Origin of the sequence: Actinomadura sp. NPDC048032, assembly GCF_040653175.1 — a bacterium.
GTDB lineage: Bacteria > Actinomycetota > Actinomycetes > Streptosporangiales > Streptosporangiaceae > Spirillospora > Spirillospora verrucosospora.
The window spans coordinates 1-20622 of the sequence record NZ_JBEZJP010000114.1 but is presented as its reverse complement, the minus strand read 5'-3'; the positions used below and the strand labels follow the sequence as shown (position 1 = coordinate 20622).

General features: G+C 69.8%; 22 protein-coding genes. 13 read left to right on the top strand and 9 right to left on the bottom strand.

Features of this window, described 5'->3' with window-relative positions; genetic code table 11:
* Positions 1-818 precede the first annotated feature (818 nt).
* Both AB0C69_RS17640 and AB0C69_RS17635 read right to left on the bottom strand, forming a co-directional pair.
* Entirely contained in the window at positions 819-2420 is a 1602-nt protein-coding gene (locus AB0C69_RS17640; protein ID WP_360354538.1) for an AMP-binding protein, read from the bottom strand.
* Positions 2421-2526: 106 nt separating this feature from the next.
* The gene (locus tag AB0C69_RS17635) at positions 2527-3177 is read right to left on the bottom strand and encodes a TetR/AcrR family transcriptional regulator (protein ID WP_360354536.1); all 651 of its coding nucleotides are present in this window, start codon (positions 3175-3177) and stop codon (positions 2527-2529) included.
* A gap of 118 nt (positions 3178-3295) precedes the next feature.
* Here AB0C69_RS17635 and AB0C69_RS17630 point away from each other — a divergent pair, with 118 nt between their 5' ends.
* The 9 genes from AB0C69_RS17630 to AB0C69_RS17590 are packed head-to-tail and all read left to right on the top strand — an operon-like array spanning position 3296 to position 10407.
* Entirely contained in the window at positions 3296-4135 is an 840-nt protein-coding gene (locus AB0C69_RS17630; RefSeq protein WP_360354534.1) for an alpha/beta hydrolase, read from the top strand.
* A complete protein-coding gene (locus AB0C69_RS17625) occupies positions 4132-4443 on the top strand; it encodes a hypothetical protein (protein WP_345172363.1) in 312 nt (103 codons plus the stop codon). The genes AB0C69_RS17630 and AB0C69_RS17625 overlap by 4 nt, the downstream gene beginning before the upstream one ends.
* A 2-nt stretch (positions 4444-4445) precedes the next feature.
* On the top strand, positions 4446-5288 hold the full coding sequence (locus AB0C69_RS17620) for a hypothetical protein (protein WP_360354531.1): 843 nt from the start codon (positions 4446-4448) through the stop codon (positions 5286-5288).
* On the top strand, positions 5278-5625 hold the full coding sequence (locus tag AB0C69_RS17615) for a non-heme iron oxygenase ferredoxin subunit (RefSeq protein ID WP_360354529.1): 348 nt from the start codon (positions 5278-5280) through the stop codon (positions 5623-5625). Before AB0C69_RS17620 ends, AB0C69_RS17615 begins: the two co-directional genes overlap by 11 nt.
* Positions 5622-6920 (top strand): SRPBCC family protein, encoded by a 1299-nt coding sequence (locus AB0C69_RS17610; RefSeq protein ID WP_360354526.1) that lies wholly within the window; start codon positions 5622-5624, stop codon positions 6918-6920. Before AB0C69_RS17615 ends, AB0C69_RS17610 begins: the two co-directional genes overlap by 4 nt.
* The gene (locus tag AB0C69_RS17605) at positions 6917-7423 is read left to right on the top strand and encodes a 3-phenylpropionate/cinnamic acid dioxygenase subunit beta (RefSeq protein ID WP_360354524.1); all 507 of its coding nucleotides are present in this window, start codon (positions 6917-6919) and stop codon (positions 7421-7423) included. The genes AB0C69_RS17610 and AB0C69_RS17605 overlap by 4 nt, the downstream gene beginning before the upstream one ends.
* Positions 7424-7436: 13 nt before the next feature.
* Positions 7437-8255: an SDR family NAD(P)-dependent oxidoreductase gene (locus tag AB0C69_RS17600; protein WP_360354521.1), complete on the top strand. Its 819-nt coding sequence runs from the start codon at positions 7437-7439 to the stop codon at positions 8253-8255.
* A complete protein-coding gene (locus AB0C69_RS17595) occupies positions 8252-9223 on the top strand; it encodes an LLM class F420-dependent oxidoreductase (RefSeq protein ID WP_360354518.1) in 972 nt (323 codons plus the stop codon). The genes AB0C69_RS17600 and AB0C69_RS17595 overlap by 4 nt, the downstream gene beginning before the upstream one ends.
* Positions 9220-10407, top strand: a complete 1188-nt coding sequence (locus tag AB0C69_RS17590; RefSeq protein WP_360354515.1) for an FAD-dependent oxidoreductase — start codon at positions 9220-9222, stop codon at positions 10405-10407. Before AB0C69_RS17595 ends, AB0C69_RS17590 begins: the two co-directional genes overlap by 4 nt.
* A gap of 163 nt (positions 10408-10570) precedes the next feature.
* Here the strand turns inward: AB0C69_RS17590 and AB0C69_RS17585 are convergent, their stop codons facing one another.
* Entirely contained in the window at positions 10571-11743 is a 1173-nt protein-coding gene (locus tag AB0C69_RS17585; RefSeq protein ID WP_360354512.1) for a glutathione-independent formaldehyde dehydrogenase, read from the bottom strand.
* A 17-nt stretch (positions 11744-11760) separates the two neighbouring features.
* Positions 11761-12990, bottom strand: coding sequence for an amidohydrolase (locus AB0C69_RS17580; protein WP_360354509.1), 1230 nt, complete (start codon positions 12988-12990; stop codon positions 11761-11763).
* A gap of 171 nt (positions 12991-13161) precedes the next feature.
* On the opposite strand from AB0C69_RS17580, the gene AB0C69_RS17575 reads away from it, so the two are divergent.
* Positions 13162-13854 carry a trimeric intracellular cation channel family protein gene (locus tag AB0C69_RS17575; protein ID WP_360354506.1) on the top strand — a complete coding sequence of 231 codons (693 nt, stop codon included), beginning with the start codon at positions 13162-13164 and terminating at the stop codon, positions 13852-13854.
* 333 nt (positions 13855-14187) lie between these two features.
* Here AB0C69_RS17575 and AB0C69_RS17570 read toward each other — a convergent pair whose 3' ends face one another.
* Positions 14188-14745, bottom strand: a complete 558-nt coding sequence (locus AB0C69_RS17570; RefSeq protein WP_360354503.1) for a helix-turn-helix domain-containing protein — start codon at positions 14743-14745, stop codon at positions 14188-14190.
* A gap of 79 nt (positions 14746-14824) precedes the next feature.
* On the opposite strand from AB0C69_RS17570, the gene AB0C69_RS17565 reads away from it, so the two are divergent.
* The 3 genes from AB0C69_RS17565 to AB0C69_RS17555 all read left to right on the top strand — a co-directional run bounded on the left by AB0C69_RS17565 (position 14825) and on the right by AB0C69_RS17555 (position 16715).
* Positions 14825-15403, top strand: coding sequence for a hypothetical protein (locus tag AB0C69_RS17565; protein WP_360354500.1), 579 nt, complete (start codon positions 14825-14827; stop codon positions 15401-15403).
* 216 nt (positions 15404-15619) lie between these two features.
* Positions 15620-15916, top strand: a complete 297-nt coding sequence (locus AB0C69_RS17560) for a hypothetical protein (protein WP_360354497.1) — start codon at positions 15620-15622, stop codon at positions 15914-15916.
* 1 nt (position 15917) lies between these two features.
* Positions 15918-16715 carry an SDR family oxidoreductase gene (locus AB0C69_RS17555; RefSeq protein WP_360354495.1) on the top strand — a complete coding sequence of 266 codons (798 nt, stop codon included), beginning with the start codon at positions 15918-15920 and terminating at the stop codon, positions 16713-16715.
* Positions 16716-16886: 171 nt separating this feature from the next.
* Here the strand turns inward: AB0C69_RS17555 and AB0C69_RS17550 are convergent, their stop codons facing one another.
* The 4 genes from AB0C69_RS17550 to AB0C69_RS17535 form a co-directional block, all read right to left on the bottom strand.
* The gene (locus tag AB0C69_RS17550; protein WP_360354492.1) at positions 16887-17252 is read right to left on the bottom strand and encodes a TetR/AcrR family transcriptional regulator C-terminal domain-containing protein; all 366 of its coding nucleotides are present in this window, start codon (positions 17250-17252) and stop codon (positions 16887-16889) included.
* Positions 17253-17881: 629 nt separating this feature from the next.
* Positions 17882-18142 carry an IS3 family transposase gene (locus tag AB0C69_RS17545; RefSeq protein WP_360354541.1) on the bottom strand — a complete coding sequence of 87 codons (261 nt, stop codon included), beginning with the start codon at positions 18140-18142 and terminating at the stop codon, positions 17882-17884.
* Between the two features lie 1105 nt (positions 18143-19247).
* The gene (locus AB0C69_RS17540; RefSeq protein WP_360354490.1) at positions 19248-19625 is read right to left on the bottom strand and encodes a peptidase inhibitor family I36 protein; all 378 of its coding nucleotides are present in this window, start codon (positions 19623-19625) and stop codon (positions 19248-19250) included.
* A gap of 33 nt (positions 19626-19658) precedes the next feature.
* A partial coding sequence (locus AB0C69_RS17535) for a hypothetical protein (protein WP_360354487.1) occupies positions 19659-20622 on the bottom strand: 964 nt, incomplete at its 5' end.

Here is a 20622-nt window from a genome sequence, read left to right as displayed (position 1 = left end):
AACGAGAAAGCGCTTCCTTCAGTCAGGTCAGTGCAGAATGTGCACTCATCCGTAAGTGTCGTGCACGCATACTTAAGAGTGGCAATGGAATCGCTCTGCGGCGGGGGCGCAAGCCCGGCTCGTTGATGGCCCGAGAGGGCGATGAGCGGGGCGGGGGCTGGAACCAGTTCCCGCCGGGCCGGTCTGCCAGGGCGGCGCGGCGCGCCTCGATGCGCAGCGAACAGAGCTTCTGGTGAGCGACGTGGAGGAGGCGGTCCAGGACGTGGCAGGCCGCAAGGAACAGAGGGTGTTCGGTGTGATCGCTGGTCGAGGCGTTCTTACGCAAAGCGACGGCGGGGGCATCCGCTGGAACCGGATGCCCCCGCCGTGGGGTCCTAGGGGGCCGAAGCCGCTGCTACGAGGATGAGCAGAAGACGGCCTCCATGGCCTTGCCCATGGCTTGGCCTGATGTGGACGCCGGCCCGCAACTCGATCGGCTGCCCGGCTTGGCGCGTTTGCTCCATGAGCGCGGGAAGCTCCCCGTCGGATGGCATTCCTGGGGTCCGTCCCATGGTCGGGGCTGATCAGGTCGAGCAGATGTTGCAGGTCGGCGATGGCCCGCCTACGGCGTCGACGGCGACCACGACGGCCGCAAAGGCCGCTACAACGCCGCCGACGCCATCCACTAGCTGACGCGTGACGTGTCGTCGAAGAGGTCCGCCCGCCATAGATGATCACTTCCGTCAGTATGTCCGGCTGGCCGAACGTTCTGACGCGCTGCGGGATCTTGTTGGCGGACCAGCCGAGGCGAGCGCCGGCTTGTTCGTCCGTGGAGTTTCTCAGCCGGGTTCGGTGACCTTGGCGGCGCCTTCCGGTGCGTTCTCCGGCTCGGAGGACGTGAGCACGGGGTGTTTGCGCAGGGCGATCCGGTCGATCTTGTTGGCGGGCGTCCGCGGCAGTTCGGGGATGATGTGGATGCGGGACGGCCGCTTGTACGCGGTGAGACGCTCGGCGCAGTGGCGTTCGAGTTCCTGGAGGTCGGGTGGCGTGTCCTGTGCGGCGGACACGAACGTGACGGGCCGCTCGCCCTTGCGCTCGTCCGGTACGCCGATGGTCGCGGACTCGACCACCGCGGGATGGGCGAGCAGCGTGTCGTCGATCTCGCGGGGGTAGACGTTGAAACCGCCCACAATGATCATGTCTTTCGCGCGGTCGACGATGCGCAGGTAGCCGTCATCGTCGAAGCGTCCGACGTCACCGGTGTGGAACCAGCCGTCCCGGTGCGCGGGGATGATCTCTCCGTCCAGGCCGCGGTAATGGCGCAGCATGTGAGGCGCCCTGACCCTGATCTCGCCCACCTCCCCGGCGGCGGCGGGCGTGCCGGTTCGGAGGTCGGCGACCTCTACCTCGACGAGGGGGGAGGGAATCCCGACCGAGCCTGGGCGCGGTGGTCGCCCGACCGGGTTGTAGGTGATCGGTGCCAGTTCCGTCATCCCGTACGCCTCGTAGATCGGTAGTCCGGTGACCGCCTGCCAGCGTTCCTGCAGGTCGGCGGGGATGGCCGAGCCGCCGCCCTGGCAGAGGCGCAGCGCCGCCAGATCGGCGCGGGCGAGTTCGGGGGCCGCGAGGACGCCGCCGTAGATGGCCGCCGGTCCGCCGCTGAAGACCGTCGCGCGATGCCGCTCCAGTTCCGCGACGACCGCCGCGGGGAGGAAGCGCGGCACCATCACGAGCCCGCCGCGGCGGTAGATGGCGTGCAGGAAACCGATCGCCAGGCCCCAGATGTGGAACATCGGCGCCACGTTGAGCCAGATCTCCTCGTCCGGACGCGTCGGCCAGCACAGCTCGGCGCCCTCGACCGTCGTCAGCAGCGTTTCGTGGGTGTACTCAACGCCCTTCGGCAGACCGGTGGTGCCGCCGGTGAACAGAAGTGCGGCCAGGTCGTCGGGGGCCGGGCCCTCCACCGGGGCCGCCGAGTCCGCGGGTCCGGCCGGCCGGAGATCGGCGTCGGCGACCGGCAGGACGTCCAGGCCCAGTTCGGCGGCGGACGCGAGCGGACCGGGTGCGGCCGTCTCCGCGTCGGTGAGGACGAACGCGGGTGAGGCCCCCTTCAGCAGCGGGACCAGCTCCGCCGGGGTGTAGCCGGGGTTGAGGCAGGCGACGCTCCCGCCCGCCGTCCACACCGCGAAGATCGCCACCGCCATCCGGGGGCTGTTGGGCATGGCGATCGCGATCGTCGCACCCCGCGCACCCGCCTCGGCGAGACGCGCGGCCAGACCATCGACCGCCCTGCCGTACTCGGCGTAGGTCAGCGTCTCGGCGCCGCACATCACGGCCACGCGGGCGGGGGCCAGGGCGACCGCTTCGCGCAGCGCCGCGACCATCGTCGCCGGCCGGCGCCCGCACGCGCTCGAGGGGACGGATCCATCCAAGGCAGGCATGGCTGCACTCCTCTCACCAGAGTGCGTTTTTTCTATCGGTCTATCGATAGAACGTCAATAGCCCAGCTCGGACGGGCCGGGCGTGGATGAGGGGAGGAGTCGCCGCTCAGTCCTCGGGCGGCAGGCCGATCAGGTCGCAGAACGCGGCGGAGACCTGTCCGGCGTTGAACTCGTCCGGCTTGTACCACCAGTGCATCCAGCTCATCATTCCGAGGATCCCCTCGCTGACGATGCGGGTCGGGTGCCCGGCCGGCAGGACGCCCTGCTCCTGCGCGCGGGAGACGACCTCCTCGACCCGGACGACGAAGTCCCGCTCGTGTCCGCTGACCTCGCGGCCGACGTCCGCCGGCAGCGAGCGGAACTCCTTCCAGTACACGGCGAACGTTCGCTGGTTGAGGGCGAGGGAGCGGACGAAGGCGTCGATGACGCGACGCAGTTGCGTCGCCGGGTCGGCGGGAGCGACGAGGGCGTCGTCCAGCGCTCTCGTGAAGTCGCGGTCGACCTGGCGGGCGATCTCCGACATGAGGACTTCCTTGGAGCCGACGTAGTGGTAGATCGTCGGCTGGCTCATCCCCGCGCGCTCGGCGATCTCCTTCGTGGTGCCCCGGTCGTAGCCGCGGACGAAGAAGACGTCGGCGGCGACGTCCAGGATCCGGCGCCGCTTGTCCTCCCAGTCGTCGTTCCGGCTGCCGGGCTTGCGCCCCGGACGCCTGCGCGTCGTGGCCTCGTCTCGTCGTGCGGTGTCCTCTGGAATCACGCTCCGATGCTAGCCGAATGATCGATCGGCCGATCGATCGCTTTGCGGCCCGGTGGTCCGGCTGCTACAGTCCCCAAAATAAATCGATTGACCGATCGAATGAATGGGAGGTGTCGTGGTGGGAGACCGACTCTTCGACCAGGGCGCCCAGGTGCGCCGGGTCCTCGCGGCCGGCCACGAGACCGCGTACCACGAGGCTGGGAGTGGGCGGCCCATCGTGCTGCTCCACGGATCCGGCCCAGGCGTCTCGGCCTGGTCGAACTGGTCCGGAGTGCTGCCCGCACTCGCTGCCGGGCACCGGGTGCTCGCGCCCGACATCGCCGGATTCGGCAGGACCCTGTTCCAGGAGGGGACCGAGTACGGGATCAAGCTCTGGACGCGGCAGCTCTTCGCGTTCCTCGACGCCCTGGACATCCCGTCCGCCGTGCTGGTGGGGAACAGCTTCGGCGGCGGCCTGGCGCTGGCCGCAACGCTGCGGGACCCGTCCCGCGTGGACGGCCTCGTACTGCTCGGCACGCCCGCCGGGACGTTCACGATGACCGAGGGGCTCCGGGCGGGCTGGCACTACGAACCCGATCCGGACGAGATGCGGCGCATCCTGCGGCTCTTCCCGTATGACAAGAGCCTCGTCACCGAGGAGATGGTGCGGGCGAGGTTCGAGGCCAGCGCCGCCCCGGGCGCCCAGGCGGCCTTCCGGAAGCTGATTCCGGAACCCGGCCCCGGGGACACGCCGGTCAAAGGCGTCCCCGAGGACAGGCTCCGCACGATCGCCAAGCCCTCGCTCATCGTCCACGGGCGCGAGGACGAGGTCATCCCCGTGGAGCTCGGCTGGCGCCTGGCCCGCTCGATCCCGGACTCCGAGCTTCACGTGTTCGGGCAATGCGGCCACTGGGTGCAACTCGAACGGCCCGCCGCGTTCACCGCCCTCGTCCGCGACTTCGCCGGGAGGCGGGCATGAGCCTGCACGGCGTCGAGAAGGCGCTCTACGACCTCAACGTCGACCGGCGCGCCCGGGAGACCTTCAAGGAATCTCCCGCCCGTTTCGCCGATCGTTACCGGCTGACCGGGGAGGAGGCGGCGATGCTGACCGACCGGGACGTTCGCGGCCTCGCCTCGCTGGCCGCCAACCCGATGCTCGTGTGGGGGTTCTGGCTGATGCTGGCGCCCGAGGGGGAGCGCGGTGCACCTGGCTATCTGGCCAGGCTGCGCGCCGAAACACCCGCTCGGCGACCCGTCCCCGCGTCCGGCGATTCAGAGGGAGACTGACCATGGGCAGCATCGTCGGCGGCTTCCTGCTGCCCCACGACCCGATGATGTTCACGCATCCGGACGCGCCGGACGCGCCGGTGCGCGAGCGCGTGCACGAGGCGTACCGGGAGATCTCCCGGCGGCTCGCCGTGCTGGACCCGACCACAGTGGTGGTCATCGGCACCGACCACTACATCCTGTTCGGCCCCGGCTGCCTGCCCCAGTTGCTCATCGCGACCGGAGACCTGGACGGTCCGGTCGAGCGGCTGCCCGGCCTGGCACGCGGCCCGCTGCCGGACAACGCGCCGCTGGCCCGGCACATCGCCGGGCACGGGCACCGGCACGGCGTCGACTGGGCGGTCGCGCCGACGTTCACCGCGGACCACTCCGTGGTCATCCCCTACCATCTGGTCGCCGAGCCACTCGGGCTGCCGGTGATCCCCGTCTACCTCGCCTGCGGCGTCGAGCCGCTGCTGCCGCTCGCCCGCGCCGTCCGCGCCGGAGAGGCGATCCGGGAGGCCGTCGAGGCCGCCGGAGAGGACGAGCGCGTCGCCGTCATCGGCAGCGGCGGTATCAGCCACTGGGTCGGAACCGCCGAGATGGGCCGGATCGACTCCGGTTTCGACCGGATGGTGCTCGACCGCGTCGCCGCCGGCGACACCGCCGCACTGGCCGGCCTGGATGACGCCGAGATGCTTGCGGAAGCGGGCAACGGCGCACTCGAAGTGCGCACGTTCGTCGCGGCGATGTCGGCCGTGGGGCCCTGCCGGGGGGACGTCATCGCCTACGAGGCCGTCCCGGAGTGGATCACCGGCCTGGGCTTCGCCGAGCTGGTCCCGCTGGAGGCCGCCGATGTCCGCTGACCTCAAGAGCACCGGAGGCCGTACGGTCCTGTGCGCGGCAGACGATGTGCCTCCTGGGCGGATGCTGCGCGTCGTCACCGGCGACGCCGGGCCGCTGCTGGTCTCGAATGTGAACGGGACGATCCATGTCACCGACGACACCTGCACCCATGCCGAGGCGTCGCTGAGCGAAGGCGATCTGGAGGGAGGCCGGGTCGTCTGCCCGGTGCACTGGGCGGAGTTCGACCTGGCGACGGGCGAGGCCCTGTGCTTTCCCGCGTCCAGACCCCTCGCCGTGTACAGGGCGGTCGTCGAGGACGGCATGGTCGTCGCGTTCCTCGGGCGGAGGTCGGCATGAGCGGCATGAACGACGAACTGCTCGCACTGTCCGCGCTGGACGACGGCTGGCTCGATCGCCGCGTCTTCTGGGACCGGGACGTCTACGAACTGGAGCTGGAGCGGATCTTCGCCCGGTGCTGGCTGTTCGTCGCCCACGAGTCCCAGCTGCCGAAGCCCGGGGCGTTCCTCACCACCTGGATGGGCGAGGACAACGTGCTCGTCGTCCGGCGGCGGGACGGCTCCATCGGCGCCTACCTCAACAGCTGTCCCCACAGGGGCAATCGCGTGTGCACCGCCGAAGTGGGGACGGCCCGCGGGTTCGTGTGCAACTACCACGGCTGGTCGTTCGGCCTCGACGGCGGGCTCACCGGCGTGCACGAGTCCGCGGCCTTCGGCCGGGAACCGGGCTTCGACCGCTCCCGGCTCGGGCTCACCCCCGTGGCTCAACTCGACACCTACAAGGGACTGGTGTTCGCCACGTTCGACCCCGGCGCGCCGCCGCTGTCGGACTACCTCGGCGACTTCGCCTTCTATCTCGACGTGATCCTCGACAACGACGAGGGCGGCACGGAGTTCGCAGGCGGCTCGATCAAGTCCGTCCTCGGCTGCAACTGGAAGATCGCGGCGGAGAACTTCGCCGGTGACGCGCTGCACGCCGGCTGGACGCACGCGTCCGGCGCGGAGGCCATGCTCGGCCGCGGCGTCCCCGACCTGGGCGCGGAGGACGCCGAGAGCTACCACGTCAACGCGAACGGCCACTGCTGGGAGTTCAACCTGGACGGCGTCGGGAACGCCGCCACCCTCGGTGACCCACGGGTCGTGGCCTACCTGCGCGACCATGAGAAGCGCGTCGCCGAGCGGCTCGGCGACCTGCGGGCGCGGATGGTCGGCTCGATCAGCTCGGTGAACGTCTTCCCGAACTTCTCGTTCCTGCCCGGCCAGAACACCTTCCGGACATGGCAGCCGAAGGGGCCGCACCGCACCGAGCTGCACACCTGGGTCCTGGTGAACCGGAACGCCCCCCAGGAAGTGAAGGACGCCTGGCGCAAGGGAGCGATGATGACCTTCTCTCCCTCCGGCGTCTTCGAGATGGACGACGGCGAGAACTGGGAGCTGGCCACCCGGTCCAACGCGGGCGTGGTGACGCGGAAGCAGCGGCTCTACTACGGCCTCGGGTCCGGTACGGCGATCGAGCACCCCGAACTGCCCGGCAACGTGCACCGCGGACAGATCAACGACGCCAACCAGCGGGCGTTCTACCGGCGCTGGTCGCAACTCCTTCGCGCCCGCACATGGGACGAGGCGGCGTCATGACCACGATGGAGACGTACTGGCAGGTCCAGACCTTCCTCGCCTACGAGGCGCGGTTGCTCGACGAAGAGCGGTACACCGAATGGCTGGGGCTCTTCACCGAGGACGCGCACTACTGGGTCCCCGGCGTGGAGAACCGCGGCCGGTCCGATCCGGCTGGCCCCTACGCGCCGTCCCGTATGGCCTACTTCGACGACACTCTTGAGGACCTGCGCCGTCGTGTCGTCCGCTTCACCGCGCCCACCGCGTGGGCGGAGGACCCGGCCACCCGGCACCTCCACGTCGTGTCCAACATCGAGGTGGAGCCGGCGGAGCCGCCCGGCGAGCTGCTCGTCCGCTCGGTGATCGTCAACTACCGGGGCCAGGGCGACATCGACGCCGCGACCCTGTACGGGCGGCGCGAGGACGTCCTGCGCCGGGTGTCGGGCGAGCTGCGGATCGCCCGCCGGCTCGTCCTCCTGCGGCACGCGGTTCTCCCCGCCAAGAACATCAACACCTTCTTCTAGGAACCGGCACGACATGACGGCAACAGGTACAGGACGGCTCGACGGCCTGGTCGCGCTGGTGACCGGCGGCGGAAGCGGCATCGGCCGGGCCATCGTCGACCGCTACGTCGCCGAGGGAGCGCGTGTGGGCGTTCTCGAACGCGACCCCGGCCGGGCCGCGGCGCTCGCCCGCGACCACGGTGACCGGGTCACGGTCGAGATCGGAGACGTCAGGGAGCCCGAAGCCCACGCCGCGTCGGTGACCCGAACACTCGACGTCCACGGCCGCCTGGACGCCTACGTCGCCAACGCGGGCGTGTACGACTACTCGACCCGCTTCGAGGACCTCGGCGAGGACCGCGTCGCGGCGGGTTTCGCCGAGCTGTTCGAGACGAACGTTCTCGGCTACATGCTCGGCGCAAGTGCGGCACTTCCGGCACTGCGCGACAGCGGCGGATGCCTCATCTTCACGGTCTCCTCCAGCGGCTTGTACGCGGGCGGCGGTGGGGCACTGTACGTCGCGTCCAAGCACGCGGTGGTCGGGCTGGTCCGGCAGCTCGCCCACGAACTGGCCCCGGACGTCCGGGTGAACGGCGTCGCCCCAGGCGCGACGCTGACGGCACTCGGCGGGCTGGCCGCCTTCGGCAGCGCCGACCGGCGCCTGGACGCGGAACTGGGCGGGCTCGACCGGCACATCCCGCTCGGCTTCGTCAGCGACCCCGCCGACCACGCCGGCCTGTACGTCCTGCTCGCGGACCCGCGTGACTCCCGCTTCATGACGGGAGCCATCCTGCCGAGCGACGGCGGGCTCGAAGTCCGCGGCGCGGCACGTCGACCGAAAGGCGCCCGATGAACCCGAAGCTGACGGTATCGCTCGGGCTGTGGCAGGACAGGCCCGCACGCGAAGCCCTGGAAACGGCCGCCCTCGCCGACGAGCTCCGCTTTCCGGAACTGTGGATCGGCGAGATGGCCACGTACGACGCGTTCGCCCTCGCGGTCGCGGTGGCCGCCCGGACGTCCTCGATCATGCTGACGCCCGGGCCGCTGCCGGTCGCCGTCCGCGACCCGATGATGATCGCGATGGCGGTGGCGTCACTCGCCGATCTGACCGGTCGCGTCGCCGGCGTCGCGATCGGCACCTCCAGCCCGCACGTCGTGGAGCGCTGGCACGGCCGCGAACGGCGGGATCCTCCCACCGCGCTCGCCGAGTCCGCCGAGGTCCTGCGGCACCTGCTCGCCGGAGAGCGGGCCGGCTTCGAAGGCAGAACCGTTCGCGTCCAGGACTACCGGCTTCGGCTGCCGGCACCCCGCACTCCCATCACGATCGCGGCGTTCGGGGCGGCGGCGGTCCGCGCGGCCGCCCGGCACGCCGACCGCATGGTGGTCAGCCTGGTCACGGCGGACTCGGCGGGACGGCTCGCGGCGCGGCTCCGATCCGAGTCCGATGCGGCCGGCACCAGCGCACCACCAGTGGCGGCGTGGGTTCCGGTGGCCGTGGACGGTGGCGCGCAGGCACGTGAGCAGGTCCGCCGGGCCGTCGTCGGCTATCTCGCCGCGCCTGGATACGCGCAGATGTTCGAGGAGGCCGGCTTCGGCGACGTGGTCGCCTTGGCGCGCAGCCGCCCCCATCCGTCCGAGCTGCTCGCCGCCGTCCCGGACGAATTGGTCCACGCCGTGGCGGCGCTCGGAGAGCCGGAGGAGGTCGCGGCGCGGCTCGCGTCCTACGCCGTCGACGAGATCGCCGTCCTGCCGTGCTGCACCGATGAGGACCCGGCAGGCGAGCACACCCTGCGCACTCTGGCCGCCTGGACCGGACCGTGAACCGGCACGTCCCCCGCAGGATCGTGATCGTGGGCGGCGGCCTCGCCGGGCACACCGCCGCGACCACTCTTCGAGCCGAGGGCTACGACGGTGAGCTGATCCTGCTCACCGACGAGCCGTGCCCGCCCTACGACCGGCCACCGCTGTCGAAGGAACTGCTCGCTGGGACGGTCGACGACACCACGCTGCCCACAGCACACGACATCGAGGTGCGCACCGGCTCCCGTGCCCTTCGGCTCTACCCTGACGCCGTCGAAAGCACGACCGGCACCGACCCCTACGACGGGCTCATCATCGCGACGGGCAGTTCCCCCATCAGGCTCGCCGATCCGTCACCCCACATCCACGAATTGCGTACCGCCCTCGACGCGCTGCGTCTTCGCGAAGCTCTGCGCACCGCCTCCTCGGTCGCGGTCGTCGGCGCGGGCTGGATCGGCAACGAGGTCGCCACCCGCGCCGCCGCGCTGAACCTCAAGGTCACCGTGATCGACGCCGCGTCCGCCCCGCTCGCGCGGGCGATGCCCGCCCCACTCGCGGAACACTTCGTCCCCTGGTACGCCGACCGGGGGATCGACCTGCGCTTGGACACCCCGGTTGACGGGGTGGACGAACGCGGCGTGCGTTTGGCGGACGGCGGGCGCGTCGACGCCGATCTCGTCGTCATGGGTATCGGCGCACGCCCGGCCACCGGCTGGCTCCACGGCAGCGGCGTTCCGTTGGCTCCTGACGGCGCCGTCGAGGCCGACGCGACACTGCGTGCCGGCCCGGGCTCCGTCTTCGCCGCGGGGGACGCCGTCCGCTGGCCCTCCAGCTTGTTCGGTGACCGGCTCCGCGTCGAGCACTGGGACCACGCCGCAGCGTCCGGCCGGACCGCCGCCCGCAATCTCCTCGGTCTCGGTGAGCCCTACGACCCGGTGCCCTACTTCTGGTCGGAGCAGCTTGGGCACCGGATCCAGTATGTGGGCCATCACCGTCCGGCGGACACGTTCGTCCTGCGTGGGAACCCCGCCGGGCAGGGCCCTTGGGCGGCCCTGTGGTTCCAGGGGCCGCGGCTGCGTGCCGCGCTCTCCATCGACGACCCGCGCACCGCGAGGGACGCGCGGCGCCTCATCGCCAGCCGAGTCCCCCTGTCCGCCGACCGGGCCACCGACCCGGCCGTCCGGCTGAACGAAACCGCCTTGTGACCGCCAATTCTTTCCGTACAGGGGACGGAGAGGGTTCAGCGGCCCGGTCCGAATCAGAGTGGACGCATGGCGGCGACACACAATGGCGAGGACGAGGTCCTCAGGCTCGATCGAGCTTCATGATCAGCCAAAGGCTCCAGTCCTCCAGAGCAGTCGGCGGCTGCTACGGGTGGAGGACGGCCTTGATCACACCGGCCTCGCGGCGATCGAAGGCCGCGTACAGAGCCGGGGCCTGCTCCAGGTCCGCGTGGTGGGTGACGACGAACCCGGGGCGGGCGATCCCGGAGGTGACCAGGTCGCGTAGCGGTACGGTGTAGCGGCGGTCGTGGGTGCGGCCGGTCCCTATCGTCACTCCTTTGCCCCACAGCGTTCCCCAGGGCAGGCGCAGTGCACCGTCGGCGCTGCCTTCCGGGGCGGGGTGCAGGTCCTTACCGGCATAGAGGCCGATGACTCCCAGATGGCCGGTCTGGTTGATCAGGCGGGCCAGATCGGCGAGGACCTGAGTCGGCTTTTCCTTGGAGAAGTCTGCTCGGTCGCGGGCCTGGAACCCCACTGCGTCGATGCCGCAGTCGACGCCGTCCAGCGGTTCCTCGCCGCGCGGCAGCCCGGTGCTGCGCCGGTGGTCGCGGATCTGCTCGACGGGGTCGCCGTCGGCGGTGTTCACCGGTATGGCGCCCGCTTCGACCGCCTTGTCCAGCCGCTCGGGTATGCGATCCACCACGAAGACCTCGGCGGCGCCGCGCAGCCGCGCGCTGTAGGCGGCCAGCAGACCGATGGTGCCGGCGCCGAACACCGCCACCGTGCGTCCGGGGCGGACCTGGGCGAGTTCGGTGGCGTGCCAGCCGGTCACGAACGCATCGGCCAGGGTGACGAAGTCGTCCTCGTGTTCGTCGCCGGGCTCGCCGGGCAGTGGTACGCAGTTGGCGTCGGCATACGGGACGCGCAGCTGGTCGGCTTGGGCGCCGGTGTAGTGGCCCATTCCGGCGTACCCGTAGGCCGCGCCGAAGCCTCCGGGGCGTACGCGCAGGCAGGCCGCCGACAGGCCGCGTGCACAGTTGGCGCACAGGCCGCAGAACAGGTGGGTCGGCAGGACGACCCTGTCCCCGACGTTGATCGTCTGGACCCCGGGCCCGGTCTCCGCCACCGTGCCGAGCGCCTCGTGCCCCAGAACCATGCCCGGGCCGGCGCCGGTCCGGCCGTCGTACATGTGCAGGTCGGTGCCGCAGATCGCGCTGGAGGTGATGCGGACGAGAACGTCCGTCGGCTCCTCGATCTGGGCGTCAGGTACCTGCTCGACCTCGACCTCGCGGTCCCCCTGGAACACCACTGCTCTCATCTGCGTCTCCCTTCGGCTTATCGCGAGGTGCCGAGATAGGTGAGGGGCGCGACCACGGCTGCTTGGACGGCGGTGTCCAGCGTGGGCTGGATGACGGGGGCGAACGCGGCGCTGTGGTTGGCCGGGATGTCCGTGGCCACGGTTCCCCTCCTGGCGGCCGTGGCGTACCGGTCGAGATCCACGCCGCCGAACCCCCAGAAAGTGAACGGAACTCCGAACGCCTTGGGGATCTGACTGAAATCCTCGCTGGCCGTTTGCAGGGGTAGCGTCCGGGCCTGATCGCCGAAGAAGCCGTTGAACGCGGCGGCGACCTTGCGGGTGGTGCCGGAGTCATTGACGGTGGGCGGGAAGCTGCCGAAGTGCTCGATGTCGGGGGGCTCGGGCGCGCCGGACGCCGAGCACTCGGCGGTGGCGATCCGTTCGACGGCGTCCCTGATCTGGTCGCGCGTGCCTTCGTCGTAGGTGCGGACGTTCAGCTGAATCTCGGCCGAGTCGGGGATGTTGTTGGGGTTCGAGCCGGCGTGGATGCTGCCCACGGTGAGCACCGCCGGGATCAGCGGGCCCAGTTCGCGGGAGACGACCGTCTGCAGCCGGACGACGAGCATCGAGGCCATCACCACCGGGTCGATGCCCATGTTCGGGGCCGAACCATGAGCGGACCGGCCGTGGACGGTGATTCGGTAGTTGTCCGCCGCTGACAATGCCGACCCTGACCGGGTGAGTACCTGCCCCGCCGGATATGGCAGCACATGCTGGGCCAGGCACACGTCGGGCCGGGGGACCTGGTCGGTGAGCCCGTCCTCGACCATGGCGTCGGCGCCGTCACCGGGCTCCTCGGCAGGCTGGAACAGCACGGTGTAGGTGCCTTTCCAGGCCTCTTTGGCCTGGGCCATCAGTTGTGCCGCGCCGAGCAGGGCGGCCACATGGGTGTCGTGCCCGCAGGCGTGCATGACAGGCCGCCCGTCCCCGTCGGTGGCCGTGCTGGCGTACGGCAGGCCTGTCTCCTCCTTGATCGGCAGGGCGTCCATGTCAGCGCGGAAGAGCACATGCCGGCCACCCCCGTTGTCCAGCACGCCGACCACGCCGTTGCCGCCGATTCGATCGTGCACCTGGTACCCCCAGGAGTTCAGGCGCTCGGCGACCAGGGCGGACGTCCGCGTCTCCTGATGCCCGAGTTCGGGGTGGGCATGGAGATCCCGGTAGAGAGACTCCAGATCAGACCTGATGTCGTCCAGCCCGGACAGCACCCGCCCGGCGCTCCCGGTTGCAGTGACCATCGCCCTTCCTCTCACCCGAAAAGGTGACGCTCTGCATGCTTACCGTTATGGGGGCCTAAACGCGCCAAACGGCCGCAAACGTTCGACAAGGCCGCCGGTCGCCCGCCTCTGGCTCCGGCCGGTGATCCTTAAGATCGCGGTGTGGGGATCGCGACGATCACGACGGTGCTCGACCTGACCGGGGTGTTCATCAACGGCCTGCTCGGGGGCACGGTGGCGCGCAAGCGCGACCTGGATCTCTTCGGGTACCTCTCGATCGGGCTGGTGTCCGGGCTGGGCGGTGGTCTGATCCGCGACACGCTTCTGCAGCACGGGCCGCCGGACGCCCTCACCAACGCCTTCTACATCCCCACCGCGCTCGTCGGCGGAATGCTGGCCTTCCTGCTCCAGTTCACCGAGCAGGACTGGAACCGGGTGTTCTACCTGCTGGACGCCATCGCGCTCAGCGTGTGGGCCATCACGGGGGCGCAGAAGACCCTGGACGTCGGGCTCGGCTGGCTCCCCGCGCTCCTGCTGGGGATCATCACCGCGGTCGGCGGCGGCGCCGTCCGGGACCTGCTTCTCCAGCGCATCCCGGCGGTGTTCGGCGGCAATGCCCTCTATGCCTCCGTCGCGCTCGTGGTCGCCGGGATCCAGGTGGCCTGCTCCGGCTTCGGCGCCCCCGTCGCCGGAACGGTCGCGGGGGTCGTGACCGGCACCGCCCTGCGGGTGATCGCCTACCGGCGGGGCTGGGCACTGCCCGAGGGAACGACCTGGGAGCCACGCGACGTCCTCGACAAGGTCACCCGCCACGACCGGCGCGACCCCGACCACCGACCACCCAGCGACGAGTAAGCCGCCCGTGTCGTACGCCGACCTGCACGATCAGCGGATGTCCTGGGCCCGGGCCGACGGCCGGAGTCGAGCAAAGGTGGCCTCGGTGAGACGTCTGCCGAGTGCCTTGCTCATCGATCCCCAGAAACAGCGGGGCGCCTTCCCACCCGGCTCGCTCCAACAGACCCAGCAGCCGGTGCACGAACTCCACACGAGCAGCACGCCGTCGGCGCACCGCGTCACCCACACGACCGCTCCCACTCACGGCCCCGCCCGGCAGCGAACGGGGCGGAGGCGTCGCCGTCGCTCGCCGTTGCGATGTGGGCCTGCGTGGTGCGGCGAGATGGCTTCCGGTCAGGTTCGGGTCGGCGCGGTGGTGAGCCTCTGGACGAGGAGGTCGATCACGGCTCGTTTGTCGGCGTCGTCGCGCCGGTGGGTGAGGAGGCCTTCGATGACGAAGGTGCCGATCGCGGTCATGGCGGGGAGGTCGGCTTCGGCGGCGCCGGCTTTGCGGAGGTCGTCGGCGACCAGGGTGTCGGCGAGTTCGTGGAAGCCGGTGTGCCAGGCGTGGACGGCGGGTGAGGCCGCGGCGCGGGTGTGGACGGTGTTGACGAGGCCGTGCAGCCGTTCGAGCTGGTCGACGGCCCACAGGAGCCGGTCGTTGAGCGGCCGGTCGGCGATGGTCGTGTACTGGGCGAGGGCTTCGGCCAGCAGGCGGTCCAGGACGGCGATGAGCAGGTCGTCCTTGTCGCGGAAGTACCAGTAGATCGTGTTGACGGTGACGCCGGCGCGCTTGGCGATCTGGCCCATGGACGCCGACTCGTAGCCGTCGTCGATGAACAGCCGCTGGGCGGCGGCGAGGATCTCCTCGCGTTTCTCCTCGCGGTTTTGGGGGCGTCGGTTCCGGGGCACCCCCACACCCTATCTTGAACGGCCCTCAAGAAGACGCTAGGTTTCTTGAAGGCTGTTCAAGAAGTGAGGGGGAATCCCCTTGGAGACCGACCACACGCCTGCCGAGCTGCTCGGGCTGGACACCACCGGGCTGCTGGCGCTCTTCGCCACGCTGCCCGCCCCGTCCATCGAGGAGATGGACGGGGAGTACACCGCCCGGCTGCTGGCCCAGCCCAACCTGGTCGCCTCGGTGACCGGGCGCGGCACGGTGTCGAATCCGCTCGCGCCGTGGCTGTGCAAGGCGTTCCGGCCCGTCGACGGCCAGACCGGGCGCGGCTACAACACCTTCCGCCAGTTCGGCCGCATCCGGCAGCGCTATGCGATGCACACGCTCATCGCACCGTCGCGCTATGACGGCCGTCCCGCCTACACGCTGGTCTACCGCGCCTACGCCTCGACGTGCGGGGCGATCAACATGGTCGACGAGGTCCGCCGCGCGGCGCCCGGTGTCTATCTGGGCATCGGGACGTGGGGATTCACCGCACGGCAGCGCCGCATCCCCCTGCCCTTCCTGCTCACCGGCCCCGTCGGCGCCTACCGCGGTGACATCGGCACCGCTCGCCGCGGCTTCACCCCGGGCCCGCGTGAACTGCCCGGCCCGAAGGAGGCCGCCCGGTGACGAAGTGGCTGCTGTACGGCGCCAGCGGCTATACCGGCGAGCTGATCGCCCGGGAGGCGCGCAAGAGGGGCCTGGAACGGCCGTTCTCGGTGACGGCGCCCCCGATGATCGACGCGTGCGTGCGCACCCGCACCCACTACCTCGACATCACCAGCGAGATGGACGTCTTCGCCCTACGCCCGCGAGATCGACGGCCAGGCCCGCGCCGCTGGTGTCGTGGTCTGTCCCGGAGTCGGTTTCGACGTCATCCCCACCGACTGCCTCGCCGCCGCCCTCCACCATGCCATGCCCGAGGCCACCGACCCGGACGGCCGGCGGGCCACCGCCCACATCACCACGGCCAACCCCTACCGCCTCACCATCGACGGCGCCCTCACCGCCGTCGCCAACCTCCTCGCCGCCACCGCCCCCGCCTCGGCGCGCACACGCCCGCGACCCTGTTCGGCGCCGACCTCATCACCCGGCTCCCCGGCAGCGGCCCCCTCACCATCAGCCCGACCGAAGGAACCCTGACGTGATCACCGTCCCCCGCTCCGCGCTCATCACCGGCGCCTCCGCAGGCATCGGCGCGACGTTCGCCCGCCACCTGGCCGCCCGCGGCTACCAACTCCTGCTGGTCGCCCGCCGCGCCGACCGCCTCCACGAACTCGCCGCCCAGCTCACCGAACAGCACAAGGTCCGATGTGAGGTCTTCGCCGCCGACCTCACCGACCCGGCGTCCCCCGCAGCGATCCTGCGATACGCCGACGAGCAGGGCCTGAACATCGACGTCCTGATCAACAACGCCGGATTGTCCGGCAAGACCGCGTTCGCCGACACCCCCTGGGACACTCTCGCCGGAGAGATCCAGCTGAGGGTGACCGCCCAGACCGAACTCGCCCACCGCGTCATCCCCGGCATGAAGGAACGCCGCTGGGGCCGCATCGTCAACCTGTCCTCGGTCGCCGCGTTCGCCCCGCCCGCAGCCAGCCTGCTCTACACCGGCATCAAGTCCTACGTCCTCAACGCCTCCCAAGCCCTCGACATGGAACTCAAACCCCACGGCATCCACGTCACCGCTCTGTGTCCCGGCTTTACCCACACCGAATTCCACGACGTGATGGGCACCCGCGACAAAGCCGACCACCTCCCCGGCATCCTGTGGCAGCAGCCCGAAGTCGTCGTGGCCGAAGGCTGGAAAGCCGTCCAGAACGGCAAACCCGTGTGCGTCCCCGGACTCGTCAACAAGATCTCCGCCGCCGCCATGAAACCCCTGCCCATCCGCCTGGCCTACCTGGCCGGCAAGACCCTCAACCCCTTCAAGAACAGCTGAACCCCTTACCTCCGTTCACCAGTCGCCGACCCGGCCCGACCACACCCCGGAGCCCATCGGGGACTTCTCAAGACACCCCGAGGAGGAGGGATTCGAGGCGAGCGGCGGCCTGGCGGCATCTGAGCAGGCCGGAGCGCATCATGGCCGATAGTGCCGGGTAGGTCTCGAGGTTCAGGACCTCGGTGAGTATCTCGCCGTACTCGGTGGCTCCCTTGCCCTGGCCGCGAGCTCCTTGCCACCGGCGCCGAGCGAGTGCGTGAGTGTGGCGTCGGTGAGGGCGTAGCCGGTCAGCACCGTGGCAGCGTTGAACTTCTGGCCGCCGTCCAGCCCGGTACCGGACAACGCGTCCAGGGCCCGGTCAAGCCAGAGCAGTCGCCGCGGACCCATGGGCGGGGTGCTCTGGCGCAGGTCCAGCAGCCAGGGCCGGGACAGCAGGAATTCGATGCGATGCTGGACGAATCGGATTCCGATGATGTCGTGTTCCGTCCGGCGGGAGAATTCGCGGATCTCACGACCATGGAATATGCGGAACTGCACGACCAGGTGCGGACGCTGTCCCTTCTCGCCGAGCGGCCGCGGGAGGAACCGAGTTGGGCGAACTGATCCGCGCCGGCGCCAGCCGCACGGCCGACACGCTCACGCATTTGACGTAGCCGGTACGCGGGGCGGTGGACGCGCGCGCTTAGCGGAGAGGGTTGTTGGTTCCTTCGCGGCGTGCTGTGCCCCAGGTTTGGACGGGCGGAGGTGGGCGGCGGCCTTGAGGCGAGCCTGCTGGGACTTGTTCGCCCGGCGGCGCCAAATGAGGTCCCACAGGGAGATGGTGGAGGGAGGAGCGCCATCACCTCGGCAAGGTGTTACGTGCCGACCGCTGATCGCCGACTCCATCAATGCGTTGCCGAACGCGTTGCCGACGGTGCCGGTGGAGGCGTCGATCCCGGCGTCGATCAGGGGCGTGGTGAACCGGAAAGAAGTGTGTTGCGACCCGGCGTCGCTGTGGTGGACCAGGCCGGGCCGACGGGTGTCCGGCCCGGTCGCGCCGCCACAGCGTCATGTCCAGGGCGTCCAGGACCAGCCGGGTGCGCTTGTGGGACGCGGCCGCCCATCCGACGATCGCACGCGAGAAGATGACGACCATGAATCCGACTAGACCACGTCGGCCCAGGTGATCACGTGCGTGAAGTCGGCCACCCCCGGCGGTTCGGCGCGGTCGCGGTGAAGTCTCGGCGCAGCAGGTCGGCCGCACGTTCGTGCCCATCAGCGCGCACGGTGGTACGGATCTTGCGGCCGCAGCGGGCATCGTGCAAGCCGGGTTCGCGCATCAGGCGCTCAACCGCGCAGCCTTCCACCTGGTAGCCCTCGCGCTGCAACTGCCGCCAGACCTTCCGGGCGCCATAGACTCGATAGTCGGCCTCGAAGATGCGGGTGATCTCGGTCTTGGGACACTCGTCACGGACCGCCCGGGCGATGCCGGACGCGGCTTGGCGGCACGGTAGGTGAGCGGTGCGATCTAGGTACCTTGCGCAGACAGCACCCGGTAGATCGGCTCGGCCCCGAGGACCTTCTTGAATGCGTCGACGAACGCGATCAGTACTTGTGCGGGCCGGATCGAGCTCGGCCGCGAAGAGGCCCGCCGCGGCCTTTGAGGCTCTCCTTAGCCTGCCGCAGCTGGGCGTTCTCCCACTTGAGTCGCTTGAGCTCCGCTGATTCCCCGGCCGGGCGCGCGCTGATCTCGGCCCGACGTACCCAACTGCGCACCGTCTAGGTCGAGGTGACTCCCAGCTCGGCTGCGACAGCCTTCATCGCCGACCACTCACTTGGGGTAGGGCGGGCGGACCTCTGACACCATGCGGACCGCGTGCCTGCGCAGCTCAGGGGGATATGGGGACGCATGCTCCATGACTCGATCCACTCAGGGTTACAGGCCCCCGCCCTGCCCGTGCGCGTGCGGCTGCGCGTGGGACGCGCGCCCGCGCTCAGATGATCTTGTCACGCAGGTGTCACGCGCCTGTGTCACGCGGCGTCATGACAGGCCCGTCACGGCCGTCATAGAGCGCTGACCTGTAACCCTCCCCCCGCCCCCGCCCGTGACACCGCCCCGCCGTCACACATGATCAACACACGGCGACGACCCGCCCCATGATCATTTCGGTAATGCGTAGGCGTGAGGACCGGACGCGGGAGCGTGGTCCTGGTGGACGTCGGCGAGTCGTTGAGAGGGGGGCGTACGTACTGGCTTGGACACCCAAGATCATCGGGGACTGCGTTCGTCGTTCACAACCCCGGATGCCACCCGCCGCCGGCCTGCCGATCTACCAGTTCATCTCAGCACTGAGAACGCATTGGCCCTGGCTGAATTGACCCCACAGAGTAGGCCGTCCATCGAGTTCGCTACGTAGTGGTCTCAAAAGCGTGGCGGCGACAATGGCATGGGACGCGGCCACTCGCCGCGTCCCATGCCGGCCAAGCGGCCACAAGGTTGTGTCTCTTGACTCATTGCGGATAAAACACGTTACCTGGGGAGGTCAGCTGCTTTCAGCAGGAATGGACCCACAGGTGGGAGTCGTAGTCGTTGTCGTTCATCGCGAGGTCGTAGGTCTCTCCGGGGTTCACACAGATGTCCTCGCGCCCGTAGTTGATGTCCAGGTAGACCCGGACGTTGTCGGGAACCGTGCTGCTCGATCGGGCGTTGTTGAACAGCGACTCTGCATCGTCATGCATGTTCTTGGTTGCCCAGTTCGAAGAATTCCCCGCCCAGGGAGCGATACGACCGGTGAAGCCGTCGTTGGCCCAGGCGCAGAAGTTGGACGAGGGACAGTCGCTGAGGGAGGCGTGAGCGGTGCCCGGAGTCACCACGAGAGCTGCGGCCGCGAAGGGCAGGCCGATGGCCAGGCCTTTGAGAATCTTGATCACGGAGGTGTCCTTTCGAATGCTTTGCTCGAACGGTCAGGTGTTGGACAGGACGTGCCTGGCTCGGGGAGCGGCTCCCCGTTCGTAGCGGTTCAGCGCGTCACGTTCGCGCGCAAACCTCCTCTCGATTTCCGGTCGGTATTTGCGGTCCAAGGCGTGCACAACCCTGGAAAACCCGGTAGAAACGGCGCACTCCGCCTCAGTTACCGCCACGGTGATTTCGCGGGCACCGGCCCGTTCACCGGCGGTCTCCGGCGCTTCGGGAGCGACAAGCTTGCGCAGTTCGTCAGGGTTAGAGACGGCGTACCCGCGCTTACGCACACAACCTGTCCAGGTGGCGAGCCCGGCCCGGTACTTCGGGGCCTGGGTCACGCGGCCTGAGAGGTAGCTGTCGAAATGGTCGAGGATTCGTCGCGCCCGGTACCAGCCGGCAAGGTCCCCGTAGAGGGTGCGTCGCGCCTCGGCCGTGCAGCCGTTGTCCGGCGCCGATATCCGGCCGAGGTCGGGAAGGTCAACCGAGATCTGGCGCCCGACCCCGAGCAGGGTCCGCTGCCACTCCCGCTGCCGCTCGGGTGACAGCCGCGCCAGATTGGGAGCGTTGGTATCCTTGTCCCAGGCGCCGGGTCTACCCAGAAGGGTTCCGTATCCGTTCTTACGTGCCCACCCGATATCGTCGACCACATAGGGAAAGTCCGCCTCCGTCGACGCGGGTGGCGGTTGCTCGGTGTACGCGAAGCCGTGGCGGGTCATGCACTGGGCGATCAGCCGTTCCGAAGCCCGGTGAAGCAGTTCCCTCCCGGGGGCTGTCACCGACCGGGCATCCGCAGGCGGCGCGCCTTCGGCGGTTCCCGTTTCATGACCGACAACTGCCCACGCGGCCGTGACGCCCAGCGCGATCGCGGCACCGGCGACCGGCGGCATCATCGGCACGTCCAGTGCCGGGTGGACAGGCTCAGTTCCGCGAGCGGGTGCCCGCAGTGCGAGCAGGTCTTGGACGAGG

Excerpts from the sequence above, each read along its gene's own strand:
- AB0C69_RS17595 (WP_360354518.1), top strand. The coding sequence starts at position 8,252 with ATGAACCCGAAGCTGACGGTATCGCTCGGGCTGTGGCAGGACAGGCCC.
- AB0C69_RS17605 (WP_360354524.1), top strand. The coding sequence starts at position 6,917 with ATGACCACGATGGAGACGTACTGGCAGGTCCAGACCTTCCTCGCCTAC.
- AB0C69_RS17615 (WP_360354529.1), top strand. The coding sequence starts at position 5,278 with ATGTCCGCTGACCTCAAGAGCACCGGAGGCCGTACGGTCCTGTGCGCG.
- AB0C69_RS17585 (WP_360354512.1), bottom strand. The coding sequence starts at position 11,743 with ATGAGAGCAGTGGTGTTCCAGGGGGACCGCGAGGTCGAGGTCGAGCAG.
- AB0C69_RS17625 (WP_345172363.1), top strand. The coding sequence starts at position 4,132 with ATGAGCCTGCACGGCGTCGAGAAGGCGCTCTACGACCTCAACGTCGAC.
- AB0C69_RS17640 (WP_360354538.1), bottom strand. The coding sequence starts at position 2,420 with ATGCCTGCCTTGGATGGATCCGTCCCCTCGAGCGCGTGCGGGCGCCGG.
- AB0C69_RS17610 (WP_360354526.1), top strand. The coding sequence starts at position 5,622 with ATGAGCGGCATGAACGACGAACTGCTCGCACTGTCCGCGCTGGACGAC.
- AB0C69_RS17620 (WP_360354531.1), top strand. The coding sequence starts at position 4,446 with ATGGGCAGCATCGTCGGCGGCTTCCTGCTGCCCCACGACCCGATGATG.
- AB0C69_RS17600 (WP_360354521.1), top strand. The coding sequence starts at position 7,437 with ATGACGGCAACAGGTACAGGACGGCTCGACGGCCTGGTCGCGCTGGTG.